We start from the raw sequence: 9,171 nt of genomic DNA, 5'->3' as shown, positions 1-9,171 counted from the left end.
CCGGGGCGTACTGTGCGCCCGGGAGGACGGAGAGCAGGGATTCGTGGACCGCGACAACACCCAACTCATGGGCTGGCACGGGACCAAGAACCGTATTGACAGTGGCGCGTTGAACGGCGGCGGCGTTGAAAGCGTCATCTGGGTCGACTGGGATGGGCTGGCTCACTAGGTTCTCCCTTGAGACTCGGTGCTGAATGGGCGTGTCCCGGCAGGTTTGGCCTTACCAGCCCTCCCTTGCGGTGTAGCCAGCATCACACTATGCTTTACGTCATGTCAAGGAAACTGTCGTCGGGTAATTTGAATGTCCGCAGTGATTCGCCTCGTTGCAGACATTCGGACGGGGCATCACCGGCAGCCGCAGGGTCTCTGCATCCGTCGCATATTGAGTTCTTTTCAATATGTGAAGTTTTATCCAGTAATGAGGTGCGGCCGCAGCGATTCAACGACTAAGGGGCCGCCCGCTAGAGCTAAAGAGTCGACGGAAACGAGGGGCTGTTATCGACGAGCCGAACCCTTATTCGTGCCAAGGATCAACGCGGGCCACTTTCGTAGCCGCCTGTAGCGCTGGCTGTGTGCCGGCGGGCTTAACCCACCTCACTAATCACCATCTGCAAGGAGAACACCGTGACTTCACCCACCGAATCAGACATCGACATCTGGGACGATGACGTTCTCGTCGACCCGTACCCCACTTACGCCGCCCTGCGCGAGCAGGCCGGGGTCGTCCGCCTGCCGAAGAATGACCTATATGTTCTCACGCGCTACGACATCATCCGTGAAGTCCTCGGCGATCCGGAGACGTTCTCCTCCACGAGCCTCGGCTTTAACCCGATGGTGAACGAGGCATTGCAGGGCACCTCGCTGGCCTCCGACCCGCCAACGCATACCCAGCTGCGCGCCACCCTGTCGGAGAACCTCACGCCGCGTGCCCTGCGCGGACTGAAGGTCACCATCGACGAGAAAGCGGACAAGCTCGTTGCCGACCTCGTCGCCAGCGGCAGCTTCGAAGCCATCGACTCCCTCGCACGGGCCTTCCCGCTCGAAATCGTCGCCGACCTCATCGGCTTCAGCGGCCACGTGAAGGACAACATGCTGCGCTGGGGGCAGGCCGCGATGCAGGTCCTCGGACCGATGAACCACCGCACCCAGGAGAACTTCCCGATCGCCGGCGAGCTCTACGCCTGGTGCTCCTCCGTCACCGCCGACGACCTGGTACCGGGGTCAATCGGTCGCGGCATCTTCGACGCCGAGACCCGCGGCGACATCCCGGAAGGAGCCGCAGGGCACATCATCCACCAGTACCTGGGCGCCGGCGTCGACACCACGATCGCCTCAATCGGGAACATCGTCGCACTCTTCGGCCGCCATCCTGAGCAGCTTGAGCTCGTCCGCCAGAACCCGGAGCTCGTGCCCGCAGCGTTCGCCGAGGTGCTGCGCTACTGGCCCCCGATCCACATCTGGGGCCGGACCGCGACCCGCGACGTCGAAATCGATGGAGCAACCGTTCCCGCAGGAGCCCAGCTGGGCATCCTGTTCGGCGCCGGCAACCGCGACCCGCGGCACTACGAGAATCCCGACGTCTTCGACGTCACGCGCAACCCGGTTGACCATCTCACCTTCGGCTACGGGCCGCACGGGTGCGCCGGCCAGGGCCTGGCAAAGCTTGAGGCCCACGCGATCATCGAGGCACTCGCCCGTCGGGTCAAGTCACTGGTGATAGCGGATGAGGTCCGGGTGCCGAGCAATATGACGCGTAGCCACGAGAAGCTCCAAGTCGTCAAGGTCGTGGCAGTGTGAGGATCGAACTTGACCGCCCGCGCTGCGAAGGACACGGACTCTGCGAGGAAGCCGCACCGAAGCTCATGCACCTCGACGACGACGGCGAACTCCACATTGACGCCCCCGAGGTCGATGGGGTCGACTTGGAAGCCGCAAAAGCCGCGGTACGGGTGTGCCCGGTCGCCGCGCTGCGGCTGGCGGAGAAATGACGATGCGGCGGATCGTCGTCGTCGGCAACGGCATCGCCGGACTCACCGCCTGCGACTCGCTGCGCTCGAACGGATTCGACGGCGAGTTGACCGTCGTCGGGGCCGAGCCGCACCACCCGTACAGCCGTCCGGCCCTGTCGAAGGCGCTGCTGCATGGCGACGGCGGGCTGCAAGCCCACGAGCTGCCCGAGCCAACCCACGAAGCGACCGAACTTCTCGGCGTCAGCGCAACAGGCCTCGACCCGGAAGCCAAAATCGTCCGGACCGACGGCGGCGGGGAGCTGCCGTACGACGGCCTGGTCATCGCCTCCGGTTCCCGGGCCAAGCGACTCAGCCCGGGCCCGCTGCCCGGGGGCGCTCCCCGGGAGCTCACACTGCGCACGATCGAGGACGCGGTGGAACTCAAGCAGCGGGTCGCGGGCCGCCCCTCGGTGATCGTGGTCGGCGGCGGACCGCTGGGCATGGAGGTCGCCTCGGGCTGCCTGCACGTCGGCTGCGAGGTCACGCTGGTCTCCGATGTGAGGCCCCTCTCGCGCCAACTCGGCGACCACCTGTCCGAGATCTTCACGTCTGCCGCCGTCCGGCGCGGACTGCGGTTCGTCAGCGGCAGCAGGGCGCGACTCGTTGACTCCGGCTCGGGGACTCGGGTTGCCCTCGCCGACGGCACCCAGCTTGAGGCGGACCTCGTCGTCACGGCCATCGGCGACGAGCCGAACACCGATTGGCTGGCCGGTTCGGGTCTCCTCGCCGAGGGGGCGCTGCGCGTCGATTCACGCGGCCGGGTCCGTCCGGACGTTGTTGCCGCCGGTGATGTGGCGTTCTTCCCGACCGGCCGCGGGGTAGGGCGGGTGCCGTTATGGACCAGCGCCATCGACCAGGCCAAGGTCGCGGCTGCCGGCCTGCTGAAAGGCGATGCGGCGCCGGAGCTCGACTTCCAACCGTACTTCTGGACCGAAGGATTCGGGCTGTCGCTCAAAGCAATAGGCTTCACACCCGTGACCGGGGCACCCTACTACCTGCAACCGGGCGGCGACGCGGACTCGATGCTGCTGCACTGGGAGAACGTGGACGGCGGCCCCGGAACCGCGGCGGCGATCAACTACCGCATCCCCATTCCCAGACTGCGTCGCCTCGCCACTACAGGACCGTCCGCGCTGCAACCGGCTACCGCGATGAGTGCGCTGAACCACCGATAGGATCGACTCATGACGTCGCTGCGAGAAGCCCAAAAACAGCTGACCCGCGACAGGATCGTCGAACGGGCACTCGAACTCTTCACGGAGAAAGGGTACGCGGCGACAACGATCGACGAGATCGCTGCTGCCGCCGGCACCACGCGCGTGACCTTCTACGCGTACTACCCGTCGCGCAGTGACCTCATGAGGGACTTCATGGCACGCGTGAACGCCGTCCTCGACCGGGCCGATCACCTTGAGCGCGGGTCAACCGCCCCCGAACTGGTCGACGTCGTGCGCGAGGGCGAGCTGTCAGGCATCCTCGCCTGGCTTGAGTCCCGCGCTGCGCTCTGGCCCCTCTTCCGACCGTACCTAGACGTGCTCGACGAGGCCGCTGCGGTCGACCGCGAAGTGCGTGCCCTGGTCAAGAAATGGCGTGAGGAAGTCATCTCCGACATCGTCCGGGGGTTGAGGCTGGCCGGCCGCTTCTCAGACGAGACACACCGCATCCGCGGAATGCTCGCGTTCACGCAGCTCGAATACGTCTCCACACTCTGGACGCATCGAGAATCCGAGCCAAACCGTGACCACGCGCTCGGGGTGCTCGCCGACAGCTGGTATCACCTGCTCGGTGACGACGGCTGATCGGATCAAAGCGCCTGCCTCCGGGTGACGGACCTATTAAGGGTTGTCTCCCTGGTTATTGCCGTTCAGCCCGTACGAAAGACGTCTTGCATCGGCGTATCGGCGTTGGCCGGATAAGTAGGAACGCCAAAGCTACGACCGATTCCGGGCTCCATGGGCAACGCAATCGCCGGCGGGTAGGACGAACGGAGCAGAAGCCGTCAGCAGCAAATGACAGCAAAATCCGCAGTAGAGCCGTGTAAACATCTGCACTGGTGCCGGCCACTTTGAAACTGGCACGAACATTGATGTCCAAATCTCGAGAAATTGTCGCGATCGTCCCGCCCGAGAATGTGTTCGTTGGAGGATCCCTGCACGAGAATCGGCTGGGCAAAGATCGGCGTGGGTACCGCGGGCCGGCCACGTTCCCGGACTCACTTCTTTACGGATTTCAGCTGCGGTAACTTGCCCACGGGATATCTGTCATGTTCACCACTTCGCAGAGGACACGCGCTCCTCGGTGTCCTTGGGCGGGGCAGGTGATGGCGGACAATAATGCACCCTCCCCGGCCCTGCGTCAGGCCGGAGCCAGCAATGATCTCCCCGGTCTCAAGCCCCCTTCCGGGCCACCACAATTCGGCCAGGTATTGCTGCTATCCCGTCGTCGTCCGGGCGGCTGCGCGGCAGCCGCCCGGACAGGTTGTCAACCCTCCCAGTTGCGGGCCTGCTCGCGCACGGCCTCCTCGTCGAAGTCGTTAATGGTCTCCAACAAGGAGTTGTCGTAGAGGGAGGTCAGTTCCTTGATCTTTCCGGTTAGGCCAAGGTACTCGAGGTGGGCGTCCCACCGCTTCGGCTCCAGGTACCCCCACTGGCCGTTCTCGGCCGGCTTGAACTCGTCTACGGTGCCGAGCAGTACGGTCTTGGCCTGCGCCATGTTCTCATCCTCGGACAGCTCCGACTTTTTGCTGGCTGGGTACTTCTCCCAGTTCATCTTGACGGCGGCCTCGGGGTTCTCCTGAGCGAAAATTGCGGACTTGATGTAGGCACGGAGGAACTTGCCGTAAGTCGTCTTCTCCTCCTCGGTGGAGTTGTCCCGGATCATCACGCCGGCGGCCAGGTTTTTGCCCACGTCGCCGGGGAAGTCGAGGGTTCGCACCCTTACACCTGTGGACAGTGCGGCGAGGTCGATGGAGGAACGGTTGTCGATAAAGGCGTCGATGTCGCCCTTGTTGAGGGATTCGATAGCGCCGGCGCCGGCGACCGCCACGGCCTCCATGTTGGTGCCGTCACCGCCGTCTGCGTGTATGTTCGCGCGGGCAAAGGTTTCGAATGGTGCGCCGAGGGCGGCCATGCCTACGGTCTTGCCCTCGAGATCTTTGGCCGACCGGACGGCACTGTCCTCGGGGACGGCGATGCGGAGCGTCGGGCTCTGGTACGGCGTGAAGACCCAGGACAAGCCCTGGGCATTTCCGTTGGCGGCGGGGACGATCAGCGATTCGGCGGCGGAGACGACCAGATCGGCTTGGCCGGCGACGACGAGTCCCACGGTTTCGGCGGGGCGGCCGGCCAGTTGGACGAGCTCGACGTCGAGGCCCTCCTCGTCGAAGTACCCTAGTTCCTCGCCCATCCACAGCGGGATGGCGGCGGGACTGCCGTCGCCGAACGGGACGGTGACGGTGATTCTCTGGGTTTCGGCTGCGCCGCTGGAGCCCTCCGCGCCGGGAGCCCCTTGGGACTGGGCGCAGCCGGTGGCGGCGAGTAGGACGGCGCCTGTCGCGGCGATGGCCGCAAGTCCGACCCGGCGGGTGCGTGGTGTGGTGCGAGTCGCGGACGTGAAGATGCCCATGTTGACCTTCCTAGGTGTGAGTTGACGGTGATGCAGGTCGAGGGGATCGGGTCAGCGGCCCTTGCGGCTGTCGGGGGACCAGAAGACGAGTCGCTTGCGGATAGTGGTGAGGATGAGAACGAGGATCCAGCCCATGACGCCGAGGATGACGAGAATTGAGAAGATTGCTGCTGTGTCCAGCACCTGCTGCATTTGGACGATGAGCACGCCTAGCCCCGAACGGCCGGCCAGGAATTCGGCCACGATGGTCGCCGTCATGGCGTGCACCAGTGAGATTTCTAGTCCGGTGAAGAGGAACGGCAGGGAGCCGGGCAGTACAAGCTTGGAGAACGTCTGCCAACGGGTGGCGCCGAGGGACCGCATGACGTCCAGCCGCTCCCACTCCACTGACTTAAAGCCAGCCATACCGGCCACGAGGATGGGGAAGAAGGTGATGATGGAGACCAGTGCGATCTTCGATTCCGAACCGAAGCCGAACCAGATGATGAATAGCGGGGCAACAGCGATCTTGGGCACCGATTGGAAGCCCACCACGATGGGGTGAATGACGCGCTCCAAGAGGCGGATCTGTGACAGGATCAGCGCCAGGACGATGCCGACGATCGCGCCGATGCCGAAGCCTGCGATGATCTCCCAGAGCGTGACCAGCATGTGCTGGATGTAACTGGTGGGATTCGTCGGGTTCATGGACAGGCCGCGGAGCAGCGCCTCCCACACCGCGACGGGTGAGGGGAGGATGACGGAGCGGACGTTGAAGACGCGGACAGCGACTTCCCAGAGGATGATTATCGCGATAATGAGCAGGGGGATGCCGACGACCTCGGGGAGCGAGTTGCGTAGGGTGAATCGGGGCTTGGGCTTCAGCTCTTGTGAGGCGTTGCTGGGCTTCAGTTGACCGAGTTCGATGGCCATGGTCAGTCTCCCGTCTTGGCGCCGAGCAGTCGGCGAAGGTGCGAGGCCACTTCGGTGAATTCGGGGGCGGCCATCATGTCGAGGTTGCGGGGGCGATTCAGCGCCACCTGGTGGATCTCGGCGATCCGGCCTGGCTTCGCCGCCATGACGACCACGCGATCGGCCAGGAATAAAGCCTCGTTTACGCTGTGGGTGATGAAGACGACCGTTTTGCGGTTCGACTCCCAGAAGTTGAGAAGTTCGAGGCCCATGTTCTCGCGCGTCAGGGCGTCCAGGGCGCCGAACGGCTCGTCCATGAGGAGGATCTTTGGATCGTGGAGGAGAGCGCGGGCTATGCCGACGCGCTGCTGCATGCCGCCGGAGAGTTCGTACGGGTAGAGGTGCCCACTATCCTCGAGCCCGACGGTGTCCAATAGTTCCCTCGCCCGCTCCTTCGCGGCCTTCTTCGGCAGGCCCAGGACCTCGGCGCTGAGGGTCACGTTCTTGAGTACCGTCCGCCAGGGGAAGAGGGCGGGCTGCTGGAAGACCACCCCGGCCTGCGGGTTGGGACCGTCGATGGGTGTGCCGTTGATAAGGACCTCGCCGGTGGTCGATCTCGTCAGGCCGGCGAGGATGCGCATGAGCGTGCTCTTGCCGCAGCCGGACGGTCCGAGGACCGAGATGAACTCGCCGTCCTGAACTTGGAGGTTCACGTCCTTGAGGGCCACGACCTCGCCGCCGGACTGTGTGTGAAAGACCTGGCCCACGTTTCGGATATCAATGAACGGGCGCGCCTCCAAGGTCGTGCCGCCACTATCGGTTGCGACCTGATGTTGTACTGTCATCGGTTCTTCCTCGATTGAACGGTGCACCGCTAGGCCAGAAGTTCTGCCGTGTCATATGGTGCTCGATGGTCCTAAAGTGTGACCAAGGCCACTCGTAGTTGTAATGTTATATCATTAGTGTGATGGCTGTCACCAAATTTCGAGTTTGTCGGCAGACTCGCGGTCGAGGCTTGCCGCCCACCCGTCGCGGGGACGGCATCGCAACACTCACGCCATGACTAGGAGGCGGGCCTGGTGGCCAGGAGTTCAGCGGATTCCCTGTTGCGGCTCGCCGCCATCAGGTCGGTGAATCGCATGACCTCGTCGGCCACCTTGTGGAGTTGGCGCACCACATCCGGGTTGGGGTCTTCGTCCGACCCAATGGGTGGGGTCTCCAGTGCGTTGATGGTGGCGCCGTAGGGGGTTACCCAACCGCGTAAGGCGTGGACCACCACCCGGAGCCCTGCGAGGGTTGTTACCGCGGCTGGCCAACCGTAGGCGGTGACGATCAGGCCGACGGCGCGGTCCGCGAGGTAGGGCCTGGTGTCGTGGCGCAGGTCCTCAATGTAATCGAGGGCATTCTTGACCAGACCGGAGATTGAACCGTGGTAGCCCGGTGAGGCGACTATGACTCCGTCGGCCCGGCGTAACTCCTCGATGAGGTCCCGGGCCACAGTCCCGCGGTCCCGTTCGTCCGGAGTGTACAGCGGCAGCTGGGCGAGCTCGACGCCGGTGAACAGTCGAGTCGTGGCACCCCTGGCCGCCGTGTGGTCGAGGGAGGCCCGCAGGGCCTTCTCACTTGAGGAATTTGGGCGGGTGGTACCGCCGAGGCCGACGAAGTGGTTCGGCCGGGTCATGACCGAACCTCGGCGAACTGCTGGCGGTAGCCGTTCAAAGTAATAAAGAACGGCGACGGTTCGAGCGTCGGGTCAGCGGTATATCCAATCTCGTCGGCAACGGACGCGAACGGATCGTATTTGCCGTTTCCGCCGCTCAATCCCGACTCGAGCTGCCGGGATGCCAGCTCGGAGATGCGTGACTCGACGTCGAGGCTCTCCTGTAGGGCGGAGCGGGCCTGCTCACCCTGCAGGTGGACGTCGTACGCTTTGCCCTGCACGTTCCGGAAGGGGTGGCCGAGGTAGATTTCCTCCGGTTGCACCGTATCCCGTAGATGCAGGAGGCTGTCCCGGTACCCGGCAGGGTCTTCGTAGCCCGGAAACCCGTTCGCTGCGCCGGCGATCTGTACGGCGTCGCCCACGAACGCAGCCCGCTGGTCGTCGAGTACGAAGGTTGCGGAGCCGGGCGTATGCCCAGGCGTGTGATGCACGGTGACCGTCGTGCCGCCGCCCAGGTCGAGCCGCTCGCCGCCATCCAGCAGTACCGTGGGCTCCATTTCGCCGGAGATGACGTCGGCCAACATCGCCTTCTGCTTGGCGACCCCCTCGGGGTCATCGAGGTACTGCTGCCGAATCCGCACGTAGGACTCTATATGGGCTTGGCGCCGACGCAGTAGCTCGGCGTCCTCCCGGTGGATGGCGACCTGGGCCCGGCGCCCGGTGGACTTCCACATCGCGTAAGCACCGCCGATGTGGTCGATGTGGCCGTGGGTGAGCAGGATCCACTGGATCTCCTCAAGGCTGCGGTCAAGGTCCTCTAACGCGGGCAGGATGCCCGTCTGTGGGGAGATAGTAATGCCGGTGTCAATGATTGCCGGCTCAGGGGCATCGATGAAGAAGCTGTAGAGGCCGAACCGGCCCCACGGGGAGAGGATGGGGTGGATCGCGGCTGGAGAAGTCATGGATCGTCCTTCCTGGACTGTGTTC

General features: G+C 64.4%; 9 protein-coding genes. 4 read left to right on the top strand and 5 right to left on the bottom strand.

Annotated elements, in window-relative coordinates; all coding sequences use genetic code 11:
- Nucleotides 1–624 precede the first annotated feature (624 nt).
- Genes AC5RV2_RS04450 through AC5RV2_RS04435 form a run of 4 tightly spaced genes read left to right on the top strand, consistent with a single transcriptional unit; the run spans nt 625 to nt 3,808 of the window.
- A complete protein-coding gene (locus AC5RV2_RS04450; RefSeq protein ID WP_494091357.1) occupies nt 625–1,797 on the top strand; it encodes a cytochrome P450 in 1,173 nt (390 codons plus the stop codon).
- Nucleotides 1,794–1,988: a ferredoxin gene (locus AC5RV2_RS04445; RefSeq protein ID WP_494091356.1), complete on the top strand. Its 195-nt coding sequence runs from the start codon at nt 1,794–1,796 to the stop codon at nt 1,986–1,988. Before AC5RV2_RS04450 ends, AC5RV2_RS04445 begins: the two co-directional genes overlap by 4 nt.
- Entirely contained in the window at nt 1,985–3,184 is a 1,200-nt protein-coding gene (locus AC5RV2_RS04440; protein ID WP_494091355.1) for an NAD(P)/FAD-dependent oxidoreductase, read from the top strand. Before AC5RV2_RS04445 ends, AC5RV2_RS04440 begins: the two co-directional genes overlap by 4 nt.
- Nucleotides 3,185–3,193: 9 nt before the next feature.
- Nucleotides 3,194–3,808, top strand: a complete 615-nt coding sequence (locus AC5RV2_RS04435; RefSeq protein ID WP_494091354.1) for a TetR/AcrR family transcriptional regulator — start codon at nt 3,194–3,196, stop codon at nt 3,806–3,808.
- Nucleotides 3,809–4,490: 682 nt separating this feature from the next.
- Here the strand turns inward: AC5RV2_RS04435 and AC5RV2_RS04430 are convergent.
- From AC5RV2_RS04430 to AC5RV2_RS04410, 5 genes are all read right to left on the bottom strand, one after another.
- Nucleotides 4,491–5,633 carry an ABC transporter substrate-binding protein gene (locus tag AC5RV2_RS04430; protein WP_494091353.1) on the bottom strand — a complete coding sequence of 381 codons (1,143 nt, stop codon included), beginning with the start codon at nt 5,631–5,633 and terminating at the stop codon, nt 4,491–4,493.
- Between the two features lie 51 nt (nt 5,634–5,684).
- A complete protein-coding gene (locus AC5RV2_RS04425; protein WP_494091352.1) occupies nt 5,685–6,545 on the bottom strand; it encodes an ABC transporter permease in 861 nt (286 codons plus the stop codon).
- Nucleotides 6,546–6,547: 2 nt separating this feature from the next.
- Nucleotides 6,548–7,369, bottom strand: coding sequence for an ABC transporter ATP-binding protein (locus AC5RV2_RS04420; RefSeq protein ID WP_494091351.1), 822 nt, complete (start codon nt 7,367–7,369; stop codon nt 6,548–6,550).
- Between the two features lie 218 nt (nt 7,370–7,587).
- Nucleotides 7,588–8,205 (bottom strand): NADPH-dependent FMN reductase, encoded by a 618-nt coding sequence (locus AC5RV2_RS04415; RefSeq protein WP_494091350.1) that lies wholly within the window; start codon nt 8,203–8,205, stop codon nt 7,588–7,590.
- Nucleotides 8,202–9,146, bottom strand: a complete 945-nt coding sequence (locus tag AC5RV2_RS04410) for an MBL fold metallo-hydrolase (protein WP_494091349.1) — start codon at nt 9,144–9,146, stop codon at nt 8,202–8,204. Before AC5RV2_RS04410 ends, AC5RV2_RS04415 begins: the two co-directional genes overlap by 4 nt.
- Between the last annotated feature and the right edge of the window lie 25 nt (nt 9,147–9,171).

It is taken from the genome of Arthrobacter sp. Y3225116 (assembly GCF_059091245.1).
Note: the sequence above shows the minus strand (reverse complement) of the source record. Positions and strands in the feature narration are given on the sequence as shown.

What these genes read in the sequence shown, in the direction of transcription:
- AC5RV2_RS04440 (WP_494091355.1), top strand. Translation starts at nt 1,985, where the DNA reads ATGACGATGCGGCGGATCGTCGTCGTCGGCAACGGCATCGCCGGACTC.
- AC5RV2_RS04435 (WP_494091354.1), top strand. Translation starts at nt 3,194, where the DNA reads ATGACGTCGCTGCGAGAAGCCCAAAAACAGCTGACCCGCGACAGGATC.
- AC5RV2_RS04430 (WP_494091353.1), bottom strand. Translation starts at nt 5,633, where the DNA reads ATGGGCATCTTCACGTCCGCGACTCGCACCACACCACGCACCCGCCGG.
- AC5RV2_RS04425 (WP_494091352.1), bottom strand. Translation starts at nt 6,545, where the DNA reads ATGGCCATCGAACTCGGTCAACTGAAGCCCAGCAACGCCTCACAAGAG.
- AC5RV2_RS04420 (WP_494091351.1), bottom strand. Translation starts at nt 7,369, where the DNA reads ATGACAGTACAACATCAGGTCGCAACCGATAGTGGCGGCACGACCTTG.
- AC5RV2_RS04415 (WP_494091350.1), bottom strand. Translation starts at nt 8,205, where the DNA reads ATGACCCGGCCGAACCACTTCGTCGGCCTCGGCGGTACCACCCGCCCA.
- AC5RV2_RS04410 (WP_494091349.1), bottom strand. Translation starts at nt 9,146, where the DNA reads ATGACTTCTCCAGCCGCGATCCACCCCATCCTCTCCCCGTGGGGCCGG.